Source organism: Brevundimonas sp. (assembly GCF_036963785.1).
Classification (GTDB): domain Bacteria; phylum Pseudomonadota; class Alphaproteobacteria; order Caulobacterales; family Caulobacteraceae; genus Brevundimonas.
The window spans coordinates 87,795-101,851 of record NZ_JBALUS010000009.1 but is presented as its reverse complement, the minus strand read 5'-3'; the positions used below and the strand labels follow the sequence as shown (position 1 = coordinate 101,851).

The window sequence follows — 14,057 nt, the reverse complement described above, 5'->3', positions numbered from 1 at the left end:
CCTCCGCGAGGCGAGCATAGGCCTGATAAAAGACAGAACGGCCCCCGGAGCAATCCGGGGGCCGTTTTCGTTGGGGCGTGTCAGTCGCGCGAGCGCAGGAAATACACCGGATAGGCCACCAGTTCCCGGGCGGTGGAGTACAGGTCCCGTGCCTCAAAGAAGGTCGCATGGGCGGTCCGGGCTTCTATCCCCTCTCGCTGCATGGCCAATCTCGCCCTCGGGATATGGAAATACTGGGTCACGACAATGGCGCTGTCGTAATCCCGGGTCGCCATGATTCTGGCGGTATTCCGCGCCGTGGCTGCGGTGTCGACACCGGCATTGTCGACAATGATCCGGTCAACAGGAACGCCTTGTCCAACGAGATAGCGACGCATGGCATCGCCTTCCGGAACGCCCTCCTTGCCGGTCGCCCCGCTGACGATGATGGCCTCGACCGTGCCGTTCTCCCAGAGATCCAGCGCCCGGTTGAGTCTCGCGGCGAGCCGCTTCGACGGCGTGCCGTCCGGCTGAACCGTATTGCCGAGGACGACGGCCACATCGCTCGGCGCGACGGTGTCGGTCAGGCCGTCGATCACGATGGCGGCGGCACCCAGGAGCGGGACCGTCGCCATGACCGCACCAATGAGCGTGAGCCGTCGTGACAGGAGAGGGGCCATGGCAACCAACCTTCGTCTGCTGGAGGGCGCGGTAGGGTTAACTCGCAACTCTGCGGGGTGCACGCTTGCGCGGCGCGAAGTCGGGAGGTTAGTTGGGGGTCATTAAGGATTTGATAACCCTATGCGCCGCTCGCTTCACATCGGAATCTTCATCGGCACCCTGCTGGGCATGTCGGCCTGTGCCGCGCCCGGGCCTCATGACGGCACCGTGGCCGGGCCCTATGGATCGGTCGAGGCCGGACGCGAGCGGTAAGACGAAGGAATTCGTGGCGGACAGGGGAAAACCTCCCTATCATTGACCCTGCGGCTCTCGCTGATCGCGCCGCGTTATGGTTCCCGCCCCCCTAAATGTTACTCATCGCCATCGTCGTCGTTCTGCTTCTCATCGTGCTGAACGGCCTTTTCGCCATGACCGAACTTGCGGTCGTGACATCCCGCCGGTCCAAGCTCCAGAGCCGTGCCGAACGCGGCGATCGCGGCGCCCGCTCGGCGCTCAAGCTGTCGGAAGATCCCACTCACTTCCTGTCAGCGGTCCAGGTCGGCATTACCTTGATCGGCATTCTGGCGGGTGCCTATGGCCAGGCGGCCATTGCCGGGGACCTGAACCGGATTCTTGAGGCGGCCTTTCCGGCGCTGAGCGCCTATACCGAAATCTTCTCGACGATGCTGGTGGTCATCTGCATCACCTATGTCTCCCTGATCGTCGGCGAACTGGTGCCCAAGCGGCTGGCCCTGATCTTCCCGGAGAGTATCGCGGCCAAGATGGCGGCCCCGATCTCGACCGTGGCCATCATCCTGCACCCGTTCGTGCTGCTGCTGACGGCCTCGACCTCGGGCATTCTCAAGATCATGGGCGTCAAGGACCGGGACGGGTCGGACGTGACCCAGGAAGAGGTCGAGTCGATGATCGCCGAGGGTACGGCGTCCGGCCTGATCGAGCCCGAAGAGCAGGAGATGATCGAGGAGATCCTGCGCCTCGGCGACCGGCCGATCCGGGTCGCCATGACTCCGCGCCATGAGGTCTTCTGGATCGCGCTCGACGAGGAGGAGGGGGCCCTTCGCGAGGAAATCCGCACCTGCCCCTATTCCCGGATCGTCGTCGCGCGTGAGAACGACGTCGATAATCCGCTGGGCGTGGTCCACAAGAAGGACCTGCTGGACAGCCTGCTCGACAATGGCGAGTTCAACGTCGAGAAGCTGGTGCAGGAGCCCGCCTTCATTCCCCAGTCGACCTCGGTGCTGAAGGCGCTGGGGATCATGAAGGCGTCGAAGGTCCACATGGCTTTCCTCGTCGACGAGTATGGGGCCTTCGAGGGCGTGGTCACCGCCACCGACCTGCTGGAGATGATCGCCGGCAACTTCGACGAGGGCCACGACGAGGAAGAGGATTATATCCGCCAGCGCGAGGACGGCAGCTGGCTGGTCGACGGCCAGGCCGATATCGAGGAACTGGCCGACGCCCTTGGCGAAGACTTCGGCGAGGTGGATGGGTTCCACACCGTCGCCGGCCTGATCCTGCACCAGCTGTCGCGCGTGCCCGACGAGGGCGAGGTCCTGCAGGTGGGCCGGTTCGAGGTCGAGGTGATCGACATGGACGACCGCCGCATCGACAAGCTGCTGTTCCGGGCGGTGATCGCGCCGGATGCATCGACACCCGCTCCGGAGCGCGACTGAGCCCCCGTCGCCGGGCTGTCATAATGCGCCCTGGCGCATGAATGTCTGCTTGAAATGCGCCGCGCGCTGGGGCATACGCCCCTTCTGGTCAAGACCGCGCGCCGATGGGTCCGCCCACGGCGCGTTGTTCATTGTCCGGGCCACAGGAGTGTAGCTCAGCTGGTAGAGCATCGGTCTCCAAAACCGAGGGTCGTGGGTTCGAGTCCCTCCACTCCTGCCATTTCCCCTGTTGCCATCGCCTGGGAATGCCCATGTGGGTGGTGACAGACTGAAAGTTTTGAAGAGACAGCATATGGCCAAGGCGAAAACACCGGGTGGACGTCGGACGGCGGGGGGCAAAGGCCCGGTCGCCGCCCAGACCGTTTCCGTCGATACCCCGGCGCCGAAAAAGCGGACCTCGCCGGTCCAGTTCTTTTCGCAGGTCCAGGCCGAAGGTCGCAAGATCGTCTGGCCGAGCCGCAAGGAGACCTGGATCACCTCGGTGATGGTCTTCATCATGGTGGCGCTGGCTGCTGCCTTCTTCTTCGTGGTCGATTTCGGCCTGAGCGCGATCTCGCAGCGCATTCTCGCCATCGGCTCCTGAGGATTTCGACATGACTGATGCCGCCCCCGCCGCAGCGCCCGCCAATCCGCGCCACAAGTGGTACATCGTCCACGCCTACTCCAACTTCGAAAAGAAGGTGAAGCAGCACCTGGAAGACCAGGCGCGCCAGCAGGGCCTGAGCGACTATTTCTCGGAAATCCTGGTCCCGGCCGAAGAGGTCGTCGAGATCCGGCGCGGCCGCAAGGTGAACTCGGAACGCAAATTCATGCCCGGCTATGTGCTGGTCAAGATGGAGCTGACGGACGAGGCCTATCACCTGGTCAAGAACACGCCCAAGGTCACGGGCTTCCTCGGCGCCCAGGGCGGCACCAAGCCGCTGCCGGTCTCTGAGCGAGAGATCCAGAACATCATCGGCACCTCGGAAGAGGGCGTCGAGCGGCCCAAGCCCAGGATCCACTTCGACATCGGCGAGACCGTCAAGGTCGTCGACGGTCCGTTCGCCAGCTTCGACGGACAGGTCGAAAGCGTGGACGAGGACAACGCCCGCCTGCGCGTTGCCGTCTCCATCTTCGGCCGGCCCACCCCGGTCGATCTGGAATACAGCCAGGTGGAAAAGGTCTCGGGCTAGACCCCGTCACCCATTTGCCAATCGGTGCCGCGTCCGCTATACGCGCGCCTCGCTCTGATCAGGGCGGTGCGGGCTTGCTCGCATAAAACCGTGGGAGGCAGCCATGCCGGACCACGGCTCATCCGCTGGGATTGATTTCCCCGCTTCATAGGAGAGACCAATGGCCAAGAAGATTCTCGGCTTCATCAAGTTGCAGGTGCCTGCGGGCTCCGCCACGCCTTCGCCCCCGATCGGGCCGGCGCTCGGTCAACGCGGCGTCAACATCATGGGCTTCTGCAAGGAGTTCAACGCGCGCACCGAGAAGGAAGCCAAGGGCACCCCGCTTCCGACCGTCATCACCGTCTATCAGGACAAGAGCTTCACCTTCATCACCAAGACGCCCCCGGCGACCTGGTACCTGAAGGAGGCGACCAAGCTGAAATCGGGCGCCAAGGCCACCGGTCGCGAGACCGTCGGCAAGATCACCCGCACCCAGCTGCGCGAGATCGCCGAGAAGAAGATGAAGGACCTGAACGCCAACGACATCGAGGCCGCGGCCAAGATCATCGAAGGCTCCGCCCGCGCCATGGGCCTGAACGTGGTGGAGGCCTAAGCCATGACCAAGCAAACCAAGCGTACCAAGGCCTGGACCGGCAACCGTGACACGGCCCTGCCGTTCGCCGAAGCCATCAAGACCGTCAAGGACAACGCCACGGCCAAGTTCGACGAGTCGATCGAGATCGCCGTCAACCTGGGCGTCGATCCGCGTCACGCTGACCAGCAGGTCCGCGGCGTCGTGAACCTGCCGTCCGGCACGGGCCGCGACGTGCGCGTCGCCGTCTTCGCCAAGGACGCCAAGGCCGACGAAGCCCGCGCCGCCGGCGCCGAGCACGTGGGTGCCGAGGATCTGTACGAGAAGATCAACGGCGGCTTCATGGAGTTCGACCGCGTCATCGCCTCGCCTGACATGATGGCGCTGGTCGGTCGTCTGGGTAAGGTGCTGGGCCCGCGCGGCCTGATGCCGAACCCCAAGGTCGGCACCGTGACCCCGAACGTCGCCCAGGCCGTCAAGGACGCCAAGGGCGGTGCGGTCGAGTTCCGCGTCGAGAAGGCGGGCATCGTCCACGCCGGCATCGGCAAGGCCTCGTTCGCCCAGGACGCCCTGGAAGCCAACGTCAAGGCGATGGTCGATGCCCTGGTCCGCGCCCGTCCGTCGGGCGCCAAGGGCACCTACGTCAAGCAGATCAGCCTGTCCTCGACCATGGGACCGGGCGTCAAGGTCGACCCGGCTTCGCTGGGCGCCTGATCCTTCGGGATCGCTGACGACAAGATTGAGGGCGGTGGGCAACCACCGCCCTTTTTTCTTGCCCGCCGTGTCGCGCCTGCACTTGCCGGTTGTGGCCCGGACCGCGACGCTGCGCCCGGTCTATCAGGAGAGTTTCATGCGTATTCTGGCGGCACTGGCCCTTTGCCTGGGCCTGTTCATGGCGGCGCCGGCCGCGCAGGCGCAGGACGATCCGGGCCTCGAGCGACGGACCGCGATGGCAGAGCGCTACATTCGCCTGACACTGGGTGACGACATGCGCCCCCTGATCGAAAGCCTGATCGAGGAGGAACTGGCCGCACAACCGCATCTCAGCCCGGAAGAGCGGTCGTGGCACCGGGAGAATATTCCGGTTTTCTTCGAGGCCTTCATGGACGTCCTCATCACGGATATGGCGCCGCGCTACGCCGCCTCCATGACCGAGGAAGAACTGGCTGCGGCCATCGAATTCTACAGTTCGCCCGTGGGGCGCTCCATCGCCCGCAAGGAGCTGATGCTGCAGGTTGATTTCGAGACCGAAATGTATACGGCGGCCGAAGCCATGGCCCTCGATATCCAGACCAAATACTGCGCCGCCTTCGAATGCGACGACCTTCTGCAGGTCGTGCCCTCGACGAAGTAGCGGTCCACGCTTGAGTTTCCCTGCGCGCCTGTGTATAGGGCGCGCCTTGATCGGGCTCTCGGGTCCGATCTGCCTGTCCGAGAACTTCGGGGCGTGGGGGCCACCCATGCCATAAACGTCAGAGAGCCCTCTGGCACCGTGGGGAGATGGGGATGCAGACGATGCCCTCCGGCCTGCGCTCGCGCGGTCGGCATGGCCTCCGAGCTTCCTTCGGACATTACGACCGGCACAGACGCCTCGCGGCGACGCGAACGCGTATGGGCCATCTCGTCGTCGGGAATAAGCCCGGCGATGAACCTCAAGACTGGAGACCGCAATGGACCGCGCACAAAAGGCCGAGTCGATCGAGACGCTGAAGGGCGTGTTCGCCGACGCCGGCGCCGTGGTCGTGACCCACAACCTGGGTCTGACCGTTGCGGACATGGAAGACCTGCGTGGCCGCCTTCGCAAAGAAGGTGGCGCGTTCAAGGTGATCAAGAATCGCCTGGCGCTCAAGGCGCTCGAAGCCGACGAAGGCAGCGACTACCACGGCCTGTTCAAGGGGCCCGTGGGCATCGCCTATGCCGACGATGCGGTGACGGCCGCCAAGGTCACCGCCGAATTCGCCAAGGGCAACGACAAGTTCGTCGTTCTGGGCGGCTTCATGGGTGACAAGGTTCTGGACGCGAAGGGCGTGGAGGTTCTCTCCAAACTGCCGTCGCTGGATCAGATCCGCGCCTCGCTGCTGGGCCTGCTCAACGCTCCCGCGACCAAGGTCGCCGGCGTCGTTCAAGCTCCGGCGTCTCAACTGGCCCGCGTTTTCAGCGCCTATGCCAGCAAGGACGCCGCGTAAGCGGACCGACCTCTTTCATCTCTGCAACCTCTCTACTGAACCCCTATCCTCCGAAGGAAAACTCAAATGGCCGATCTCGCCAAAATCGTTGAAGACCTGTCCGCCCTGACCGTCCTGGAAGCCGCCGAGCTGTCCAAGCTGCTGGAAGAAAAGTGGGGCGTGTCCGCCGCTGCTCCGGTCGCCATGGCCATGCCCGCCGGTGGTGGCGCTGCTCCGGCTGAAGCCGCCGAAGAGCAAACCGAGTTCACCGTTGTCCTGATCGACGGCGGCGACAAGAAGATCAACGTCATCAAGGAAGTCCGTGGCGTGCGTTCGGACCTGGGTCTGAAGGAAGCCAAGGACCTGGTCGAAGGCGCTCCGCAGAACGTCGTCGAGAACGTCTCCAAGCAGAACGCCGACGAAATCGCCAAGAAGCTGACGGAAGCCGGCGCCAAGGTCCAGATCAAGTAATCTGGCGCCATTCGGCACTGTAACGACGAACGGCCCCGGTGGATCTCCGCCGGGGCCGTTTTCGTGCGGGCGACCCGGAACCTTCCCGGCGCCCGGGGGCTCTCCCCCGACAAAGGAGACCCGCATGAAAATTCTGATGGTTCTGACCTCACACGACCAGCTCGGCGACACCGGCAACAAGACCGGCTTCTGGCTCGAGGAATTCGTGGCCCCCTATTATCTGCTCAAGGACGCGGGCGCCGAAATTACCCTGGCCTCGCCCGCAGGTGGCCAGCCGCCGATCGACCCCAAGAGCGACAGCCCGGACGCCCAGTCTGACGAGACCCGCCGGTTCAAGGACGATGCTGAGGCCAAGGCCCAACTGGCCAGCACCCTTCAACTGTCCGACGTCAAGGCCGAGGACTATGACGCCGTCTTCTATCCGGGCGGGCACGGCCCGCTGTGGGATCTGGCCGAAGACGCCGACTCCATCGCCCTGATCGAGGCCTTCGCCCGTGCCGACAAGCCGACGGCCTTCGTCTGCCATGCGCCGGGCGTTCTCAAGTCGGTTAAGGGCAAGGACGGCGGCCTGCTGGTCAAGGGGCGCACGGTGGCCGGCTTTACCAACAGCGAAGAGGACAGCGTCGGCCTGACGGACGTCGTGCCCTTCCTGGTCGAGGACATGTTGAAGCAAGCCGGTGCCGACTATCGTCGGGGCGATGATGGCGCCGCCTTCGCGGTCGTCGACGGCACGCTGGTCACGGGCCAGAACCCGGCGTCGTCAGCGATCACGGCCGAAAAGCTGCTCGAAGTCCTGAGACGCTAGGGCCTCGATGTCGCTGGACAAACGGCCCCTGACCCCGTCACATCCGTAGATCCACGAGGGGGGAACTACATATGTCGATCCGTAGCATGGCCTTGCTGGCCGCTGTCGCAGGGGCTGTCGCCCAAGCGGCCTGTTCCGAGCAGGAGGCCAAGGCTCCCGCAACTCCGGCGCCGGCGCCCAAGGCCGAGGCACCGGCCCTGCCGGAGGGGCCGCTGACCCAGGCCGGGGCCATCAGCCTGATGCAGGGCCTGCCGCTGGCCTGCAAGCCGATCGCCAGCATGAAGTTCGACATGCACCAGTGCGACGTGAAGCGGGGCCTGGTCGAGGGTGACCAGCCGCTGATCGACTCGCTCCGCAGCCTGCGCACAGAGCTGGAGGCCCTGCCGGAGGGTGACGTCCAGGCCCGCTGCACGGCCATCTACAATGAGCTGGGCGCCACACCCATTCCCCGGGCCTGCTGGTAGCAGACCCGGGACGGGGCGTTCGTCAGTCCCGCATCGGCGACAGGATGTCACCCAGCCGGTCGGGCGTGCCGGGAATCCGCTCCAGGCGCGGATAGCGCAGGCCGTCGTGGTAATCGATTTCCAGCGTCCGGCTGCCGCGGGCGTTGCGCACTTCCAGCACGATCGGTTCGGGTGAGGTCGTCGCGGCCGTAATGGCTTCCGACAGCACCTGGGCCGAGGCCCGCTCCCCATTCACCGACACCAGGGTCCAGCCCGCGCCGATCCCGGCGTTGAAGATCGGGCTGTCCCACTGCACGGCCACAATCCGGTTGCCGCCCGCCAGATAGAAGCCCAGCGAGTAGAGGTAGTCGCCCGGTCCGCTGCCGTTGATGCGGGTCTCCACCTCGCTCGGGCTGTCGGTATAGACCAGGCGATAGCCACTGCGCTCGATGCCATCCAGCGGCGCCTTGGCGTCGGCGCCGACGGCGTCCAGACGGTCACGCAGGAAGCCTGCCCAGTCGTGGGGCACGACCGCATTCAGGGCCGTGACGATGTCGTCGAACGTATAGGGGGTCGCCGTCCACGATCCGTCGTCGATGCCGAAGAACAGGGCGGCAAAGTCGTTCAGCGATTTGGTGTCGCCGGTCTTTTCGCGGATCAGGGTGTCGGCATCCAGCCAGATCAGGGCGGACTCGCGGTAGTAGTCGCCCGTGCCCCGCATCCACGACGGCCAGGGATTGGACGCCCGGTATCCCAGAAGGTTGTTGTTGGTCGTGTCCTGCAGCGAGCGCCACTCGCGACCGGATTGATACTGATAGAAGGCCGCGATCCCGGCGAAGGAGGCCAGCGCCTCCTCCTTGGTGCCCAGACCCGAGCGCGCGGTCAGAACCTCGCCCCAGTATTCGGTCTGCCCCTCATAGACCCACAGCAGGGTGTTCTGGACCGGCTCATTCAGGTTCGGGGTCAGCTGATCGCTGGGCCGACGGAACTTGCCGTTCCAGGAGTGGACGAACTCGTGCGGCAGCAGGGTCCGCGTGCCGTGGCTGGCCTCCCATCCGTCGCCGAAGAAGTTGGGCGGGGCGGTGTTTTCGCTCGATCGGTGGTGCTCCAGGCCGATGCCGCCCATCTCGCGGGTCAGGCCCAGCAGGAACTCATAGCGGTCGAAATGGCGCGACCCGAACAGCAGGTCGGCCTCATCGACCAGCGCCTCATAATTGGCCAGCTGCTCGGGCGTCGGCGCGATCTGCTCGGGCTGGTCGGCGACGATATGCAGGGTCACCGGCGAGCGACCGCCCGGATCCAGATCATAGGATTTGTAGTGCGCTCCCGCGAACATCGGGCTGTCGGCCAGGGTCTCGAGGCTGACGGGGGCAAAGGTCGCCACGCTGTCCTCGAATGAGACCGTGTCCATGGCCACGCCATACTGCCATCCGTCGGGCAGGCGGATCGAGGGGGCAAAGGTGATGCGGCTGTGACGATATCCCGCAGGATAGAGGACGGCCTTTTCCCACTGCAGGTTCAGCATGGATGACGCCATCACCACGCGCCAGTTGCTGGCGTCGGGCTGGGTCAGCCACTGGAACTCGACCACGATCTCGTCGACGCCCTCGGGCACATCGACGTGAAACGCATAGGGGTCGATCGTGTCGCGCAGCCATTCGATCCGCTCGCCGTCGCCATGAATGGTCAGCCCCGCGATCAGCTGGATCGGGCCGGTCGGAGCGTGATTGCCCGGGATGAATTTCGGATACAGCAGCGTCAGCGGCCCGGCGCTGACGGGAATGGTCTGGCGCACGCTGACGATCTTGCGGTCGATGTCGGTGGCATCGACCTCATAGCGGATCACACCCGGATAGGCCTGATCGACCGGGGCCGGGATTTCCGGCAGGGCGCGGGGCAGGGCGGGCGTGCCGACCTGGGCCAGGGCCGGTGCGGCCACGCCGAGGCTGAGGGCGATGGCCAGGGCGGAAACGGTCAGACGAAGGCGCATGGAACACTCGCGGATCGTGGAAGGGGTCGGCGCCAGTTCGGACCACTCCGCCCCCCGGGTCAACCCTGATGACCGCTCACCCCTTCTTTACGTCACGTGATCTTGGCAGGGGGCGGCTGGCGGGCTACGCCATCAGCAACACCTCTCAGGGAGAAACAACATGGCCGATCTGGCATCCGTGACCGAACACATCCGCGCCGCCGTGGGCGACAACTCCGGCCTCGGCAAGACCGTCAAGCTGGACCTGGGTGACAAGGGCGTCATCTACATCGACGGCGCTTCGGTGCCGAACACCGTCACCAACGAAGACAAGCCCGCGGACGCCACCGTCTCCATGGCCTGGGACGACTTCATGGCCCTGTCGGAAGGCAAGCTGGACCCGATGATGGCCTTCATGCAGGGCAAGCTGAAGATCACCGGCGACATGATGATCGCCCAGAAGCTGGCGCCGCTGCTGAAGCGCTAGGCTGTTTGCGTTCTCCCTCCCCTTCATGGGGAGGGATGTCGGCGCGAAGCGACGACAGGGTGGGGAACACCGGTCATGCACCGCCGGTGGCCGGCTTCACCCTTCCCCACCCGGTCGCTTCGCGACCACCCTCCCCATGAAGGGGAGGGAGAAGGAGACCTCTCCATGGAATTCCAGCACAGCGAAAAGGCTCTTCACTGGCAGGAGCGTGTCCGCCGCTTCCTGGATGACAAGGTCCTGCCGCGCGAGGCCGAATACTGGGCCCAGGTCCACGAGGATTCGACCCGTCAGCCCCCCGCCATGGATGAAATGAAGGCCCAGGCGCGCGAGGCGGGCCTGTGGAACATGTTCCTGCCCGGCGATCACGGCGCCGGCCTCACCAACCTCGAATACGCCCCGCTGGCCGAGATGATGGGCCGCCACCTGTGGACGGCCGAGGTCTTCAACTGCAACGCCCCCGACACCGGCAATATGGAGGTACTCCATATGTACGGAAACGAGGCCCAGCAGGCGCGCTGGCTCAAGCCCCTGATGGCGGGCGAGATCCGCTCGGCCTTCCTGATGACCGAGCCCGAGGTCGCCTCGTCCGACGCCACCAACATCCAGACCCGGATCGAGCGCGACGGCGACCACTATGTGATCAACGGCCGGAAATGGTGGTCGACCAATATGGGCCACCCGAACGTCGCCGTGACCATCGTCATGGGCAAGACCGACACCGAGGCCGCCACCCACGCCCAGCAGTCTCAGATCATCGTCCCCGTCGACACCCCCGGCTTCCGCGTCGAGCGAATGCTGTCGGTGTTCGGCTATGACGAGAAGCCGATCGGCCACGCCGAGGTCGTGCTGGAAAACGTCCGCGTGCCGGTCGAAAACCTGATCGCGGGCGAGGGCCGGGGCTTCGAGATCGCCCAGGGCCGTCTCGGGCCGGGCCGTATCCACCACTGTATGCGCGTCATCGGCATGGCCGAGCGGGCGCTGGAACTGATGTGCGCGCGCCTGCTGTCACGCACCGCCTTCCGCAAGTCGCTGGCCGAGCATTCGGTCTGGGAACAGCGGGTCGGCGAGGCCCGCACCCAGATCGAGATGTGCCGCCTGCTGGTGCTCAAGGCCGCCTGGATGATGGACAACGGTGGTGCCAAGAACGCCAGGTCCGAGATCGCCCAGATCAAGGTCGCCGCACCGCGCATGGCCCTGCAGATCATCGACGACGCCATCCAGGCCTATGGCGGGGCCGGCGTGTCCGGCGACACCCCGCTGGCCGAGATGTACGCCATGGTCCGCACGCTGCGCATCGCCGACGGCCCGGACGAGGTTCACAACCGCTCCATCGCCCGTCTCGAATACGCCAAACACGGCGGGCGTCCGGTCCGCTGAACACCGCCGTTTTTGCGGCAACGCTTCATCGGCTGATACGTTAGGTCGACTCGCGTCGGGCTCGTGGGCTCGATCCTCCTGCGCCAGACCCCGGAGACCCCCATGAACGCGCCGGCCCCCGTTCAGGATCAGAGTGCCCGGGATGTGGCCCGCTACCAGGCCTCGCGTCGGGTCATGCCGGCCCTGGCCGAGGGCCTCTCGGCCGAGGATCTGCAGGCCCAGTCCATGCCGGACTGCAGCCCCGGCAAATGGCATCTGGCGCACACCACCTGGTTCTACGAGGCGCTGATCCTCAGCCGCGACCCGGACTACCGCCCCTTCGATCCGGTCTGGTTCACCCTGTTCAACTCCTACTATGACGGCGTGGGCGAGCGGATCGCCCGCGATCAGCGCAGCCTGATCACCCGGCCCTCGCTGGACGATGTCATGGCCTATCGCCGCGAGATCGACCGCCGCATGGTCGAGCGCCTTCGTGCCGGCCTGACGGACGGGGAGGGGCGCTATCTGTTCGTGCTCGGCCTCAACCACGAACAGCAGCATCAGGAGCTGTTCCTGATGGACCTGCTGAACCTCATGTCCTGTTCGCCGCTCGACCCTGCGGCCTATGACCGCGAGCCCGGCTGGCGCAGCGACCCCGCGACGCGCGGCGGCTGGGAGGCCTTCGACGGTGGCCTCGTGACGCTCGGCCATGACGGCGCAGGCTTCGCCTTCGACAATGAAGGCCCCGCTCACCCGGTCCACCTCCAGCCCTTCCAGCTGGCCCGCGATCTGGTGACCAACGGCCAGTGGCTGGAGTTCATCGCCGATGGCGGCTATCGCCGTCCCGAGCTGTGGCTGTCAGACGGCTGGGCCACCGCCCGCTCCGAGGGATGGCAGGCCCCCCTCTACTGGCAGTCCGGTGACGCCGGCTGGACCGTCATGACCCTCACCGGCCGTCAGCCCGTCGATCCCGACGCCCCCGTCTGTCATGTCAGCCTGTACGAGGCCGACGCCTTCGCTCGCTGGTCCGGCGCCCGCCTGCCGACCGAGGCCGAATGGGAACACGCGGCCCGCACCCGCCCCGACGCCTTCACCGGCCTCGACGGGCAGGTCTGGCAGCATACCGCCAGCGCCTACGCCCCCTATCCCGGTTTCCGGGCCACGCCCGGCGTCGCCGCCGAGTACAACGGCAAGTTCATGGCCAATCAGGGCGTGCTGCGCGGCTCCTGCTTCGCCACCCCGCCCGATCACCGCCGCCTGACCTATCGCAACTTCTATTATCCGCATCAGCGCTGGGCCTTCGCCGGTCTGCGTCTGGCGCGCGATGCTGACCCCCAGCCCGGAGCCCGGATGCCTGTAGATGACGAGACCGCCCAGTTCCGCGCCGATCTGGTCGAGGGTCTGTCAGAGCCGCAGAAATCCCTGTCGCCCAAATGGCTGTATGACGCCGAGGGCTCGCGCCTGTTCGAGGACATCACCCGCCTGCCGGAATACTATCCGACGCGTCAGGAAACCGCCCTGCTGCGTGACATGGCCCCCGACATCGCCCGCTTCATGGGCACGAACGCCGTGCTGGTCGAGTTCGGCTCGGGCGCCAGCGAAAAGACCCGGATCGTCCTGGACCACGCCAGGGACCTCGCCACCTATATGCCGATCGACATCAGCTCCGACGCGCTGGAGGCCGCGACCGGCCGGATCCGCGAGGCCTATCCCGAACTTGAGGTCAGCCCCGTCGCCGGCGACTTCCTCGACCTGCCGCCCCTGCCGGAGCTGGGCAAGGGACCGCGCACAGGCTTCTTCCCCGGCTCGACCATCGGCAATCTGACGAGCGAGTTGGCCATCCACTTCCTGACTTCGGCGCATGAGCGGCTGGGCCCGGGCTCGCACTTCATTCTGGGGGTGGATCTGGTCAAGCCGGTCGAGCTGCTGGTCGCCGCCTATGACGATGCCCAGGGCGTCACCGCCGCCTTCAACCTGAACCTGCTGGAGCGCGCCAACCGCGAGCTGGGGGCCGATTTCGATCTCGACAGCTTCCGGCATCGGGCCGTCTGGAACGCGGACCGGTCCAGGATGGAGATGCATCTGGTCTCGATGCGGGATCAGGTCATCACCCTGGACGGCACCCGCTTCCGCTTTGCCGAGGGCGAAACCCTGCACACCGAAAGCTCGCGCAAGTTCACGCGGGAGGCGGTGACCGAACTGGTGGAAAAGGCCGGCTGGCGGCTGGTCGACTGGCGCGAGTCCGCCTTGCCCAGCGTGGCCCTCGCCCTGCTTCAGGGCTGAGG

16 protein-coding genes and 1 tRNA gene are annotated in these 14,057 nt (G+C 65.7%); 15 read left to right on the top strand and 2 right to left on the bottom strand.

All coding sequences use genetic code 11. The features are described from left to right. Nucleotides 1-80 precede the first annotated feature (80 nt). Nucleotides 81-659 carry a YdcF family protein gene (locus V7672_RS15105; RefSeq protein ID WP_335625390.1) on the bottom strand — a complete coding sequence of 193 codons (579 nt, stop codon included), beginning with the start codon at nt 657-659 and terminating at the stop codon, nt 81-83. A 121-nt stretch (nt 660-780) separates the two neighbouring features. On the opposite strand from V7672_RS15105, the gene V7672_RS15100 reads away from it, so the two are divergent. The 12 genes from V7672_RS15100 (at nt 781) to V7672_RS15045 (ending at nt 7,981) form a co-directional block, all read left to right on the top strand. Next, complete coding sequence (locus tag V7672_RS15100; RefSeq protein WP_335625389.1) at nt 781-912, top strand: hypothetical protein; 132 nt, start codon at nt 781-783, stop codon at nt 910-912. A gap of 95 nt (nt 913-1,007) precedes the next feature. Further along, nucleotides 1,008-2,333, top strand: a complete 1,326-nt coding sequence (locus V7672_RS15095; RefSeq protein ID WP_335625388.1) for a hemolysin family protein — start codon at nt 1,008-1,010, stop codon at nt 2,331-2,333. A 144-nt stretch (nt 2,334-2,477) separates the two neighbouring features. After that, nucleotides 2,478-2,553 (top strand) — tRNA-Trp (locus V7672_RS15090). Nucleotides 2,554-2,625: 72 nt separating this feature from the next. Then, entirely contained in the window at nt 2,626-2,916 is a 291-nt protein-coding gene (gene secE, locus V7672_RS15085) for a preprotein translocase subunit SecE (RefSeq protein ID WP_322258024.1), read from the top strand. Between the two features lie 10 nt (nt 2,917-2,926). Beyond that, on the top strand, nt 2,927-3,505 hold the full coding sequence (gene nusG, locus V7672_RS15080; protein ID WP_335625387.1) for a transcription termination/antitermination protein NusG: 579 nt from the start codon (nt 2,927-2,929) through the stop codon (nt 3,503-3,505). A gap of 160 nt (nt 3,506-3,665) precedes the next feature. Beyond that, the gene (rplK, locus tag V7672_RS15075) at nt 3,666-4,097 is read left to right on the top strand and encodes a 50S ribosomal protein L11 (RefSeq protein ID WP_322258028.1); all 432 of its coding nucleotides are present in this window, start codon (nt 3,666-3,668) and stop codon (nt 4,095-4,097) included. Between the two features lie 3 nt (nt 4,098-4,100). Beyond that, a complete protein-coding gene (gene rplA / locus V7672_RS15070) occupies nt 4,101-4,790 on the top strand; it encodes a 50S ribosomal protein L1 (RefSeq protein WP_335625386.1) in 690 nt (229 codons plus the stop codon). A 136-nt stretch (nt 4,791-4,926) separates the two neighbouring features. Continuing rightward, complete coding sequence (locus tag V7672_RS15065) at nt 4,927-5,430, top strand: DUF2059 domain-containing protein (RefSeq protein ID WP_335625385.1); 504 nt, start codon at nt 4,927-4,929, stop codon at nt 5,428-5,430. 316 nt (nt 5,431-5,746) lie between these two features. Further along, nucleotides 5,747-6,262, top strand: coding sequence for a 50S ribosomal protein L10 (gene rplJ / locus V7672_RS15060; protein WP_335625384.1), 516 nt, complete (start codon nt 5,747-5,749; stop codon nt 6,260-6,262). A gap of 66 nt (nt 6,263-6,328) precedes the next feature. Then, nucleotides 6,329-6,712 (top strand): 50S ribosomal protein L7/L12, encoded by a 384-nt coding sequence (rplL, locus tag V7672_RS15055; RefSeq protein WP_335625383.1) that lies wholly within the window; start codon nt 6,329-6,331, stop codon nt 6,710-6,712. A gap of 124 nt (nt 6,713-6,836) precedes the next feature. Further along, nucleotides 6,837-7,517: a type 1 glutamine amidotransferase domain-containing protein gene (locus V7672_RS15050; RefSeq protein WP_335625382.1), complete on the top strand. Its 681-nt coding sequence runs from the start codon at nt 6,837-6,839 to the stop codon at nt 7,515-7,517. Nucleotides 7,518-7,588: 71 nt separating this feature from the next. After that, nucleotides 7,589-7,981 carry a hypothetical protein gene (locus tag V7672_RS15045; RefSeq protein WP_335625381.1) on the top strand — a complete coding sequence of 131 codons (393 nt, stop codon included), beginning with the start codon at nt 7,589-7,591 and terminating at the stop codon, nt 7,979-7,981. A gap of 22 nt (nt 7,982-8,003) precedes the next feature. Here V7672_RS15045 and V7672_RS15040 read toward each other — a convergent pair whose 3' ends face one another. After that, on the bottom strand, nt 8,004-9,950 hold the full coding sequence (locus V7672_RS15040; protein WP_335625380.1) for a M61 family metallopeptidase: 1,947 nt from the start codon (nt 9,948-9,950) through the stop codon (nt 8,004-8,006). A 160-nt stretch (nt 9,951-10,110) separates the two neighbouring features. Between V7672_RS15040 and V7672_RS15035 the strand changes: the two genes are divergently transcribed. The 3 genes from V7672_RS15035 (at nt 10,111) to egtB (ending at nt 14,055) form a co-directional block, all read left to right on the top strand. Further along, a complete protein-coding gene (locus V7672_RS15035; protein ID WP_335625379.1) occupies nt 10,111-10,416 on the top strand; it encodes an SCP2 sterol-binding domain-containing protein in 306 nt (101 codons plus the stop codon). 165 nt (nt 10,417-10,581) lie between these two features. Continuing rightward, nucleotides 10,582-11,793 carry an acyl-CoA dehydrogenase family protein gene (locus V7672_RS15030; RefSeq protein WP_335625378.1) on the top strand — a complete coding sequence of 404 codons (1,212 nt, stop codon included), beginning with the start codon at nt 10,582-10,584 and terminating at the stop codon, nt 11,791-11,793. Nucleotides 11,794-11,895: 102 nt separating this feature from the next. Further along, nucleotides 11,896-14,055, top strand: coding sequence for an ergothioneine biosynthesis protein EgtB (egtB, locus tag V7672_RS15025; RefSeq protein WP_335625377.1), 2,160 nt, complete (start codon nt 11,896-11,898; stop codon nt 14,053-14,055). Nucleotides 14,056-14,057 lie beyond the last annotated feature (2 nt).

Coding starts and splice junctions, on each gene's coding strand:
- V7672_RS15105 (WP_335625390.1), bottom strand. CDS start 659: ATGGCCCCTCTCCTGTCACGACGGCTCACGCTCATTGGTGCGGTCATG.
- V7672_RS15100 (WP_335625389.1), top strand. CDS start 781: ATGCGCCGCTCGCTTCACATCGGAATCTTCATCGGCACCCTGCTGGGC.
- V7672_RS15095 (WP_335625388.1), top strand. CDS start 1,008: ATGTTACTCATCGCCATCGTCGTCGTTCTGCTTCTCATCGTGCTGAAC.
- secE (WP_322258024.1), top strand. CDS start 2,626: ATGGCCAAGGCGAAAACACCGGGTGGACGTCGGACGGCGGGGGGCAAA.
- nusG (WP_335625387.1), top strand. CDS start 2,927: ATGACTGATGCCGCCCCCGCCGCAGCGCCCGCCAATCCGCGCCACAAG.
- rplK (WP_322258028.1), top strand. CDS start 3,666: ATGGCCAAGAAGATTCTCGGCTTCATCAAGTTGCAGGTGCCTGCGGGC.
- rplA (WP_335625386.1), top strand. CDS start 4,101: ATGACCAAGCAAACCAAGCGTACCAAGGCCTGGACCGGCAACCGTGAC.
- V7672_RS15065 (WP_335625385.1), top strand. CDS start 4,927: ATGCGTATTCTGGCGGCACTGGCCCTTTGCCTGGGCCTGTTCATGGCG.
- rplJ (WP_335625384.1), top strand. CDS start 5,747: ATGGACCGCGCACAAAAGGCCGAGTCGATCGAGACGCTGAAGGGCGTG.
- rplL (WP_335625383.1), top strand. CDS start 6,329: ATGGCCGATCTCGCCAAAATCGTTGAAGACCTGTCCGCCCTGACCGTC.
- V7672_RS15050 (WP_335625382.1), top strand. CDS start 6,837: ATGAAAATTCTGATGGTTCTGACCTCACACGACCAGCTCGGCGACACC.
- V7672_RS15045 (WP_335625381.1), top strand. CDS start 7,589: ATGTCGATCCGTAGCATGGCCTTGCTGGCCGCTGTCGCAGGGGCTGTC.
- V7672_RS15040 (WP_335625380.1), bottom strand. CDS start 9,950: ATGCGCCTTCGTCTGACCGTTTCCGCCCTGGCCATCGCCCTCAGCCTC.
- V7672_RS15035 (WP_335625379.1), top strand. CDS start 10,111: ATGGCCGATCTGGCATCCGTGACCGAACACATCCGCGCCGCCGTGGGC.
- V7672_RS15030 (WP_335625378.1), top strand. CDS start 10,582: ATGGAATTCCAGCACAGCGAAAAGGCTCTTCACTGGCAGGAGCGTGTC.
- egtB (WP_335625377.1), top strand. CDS start 11,896: ATGAACGCGCCGGCCCCCGTTCAGGATCAGAGTGCCCGGGATGTGGCC.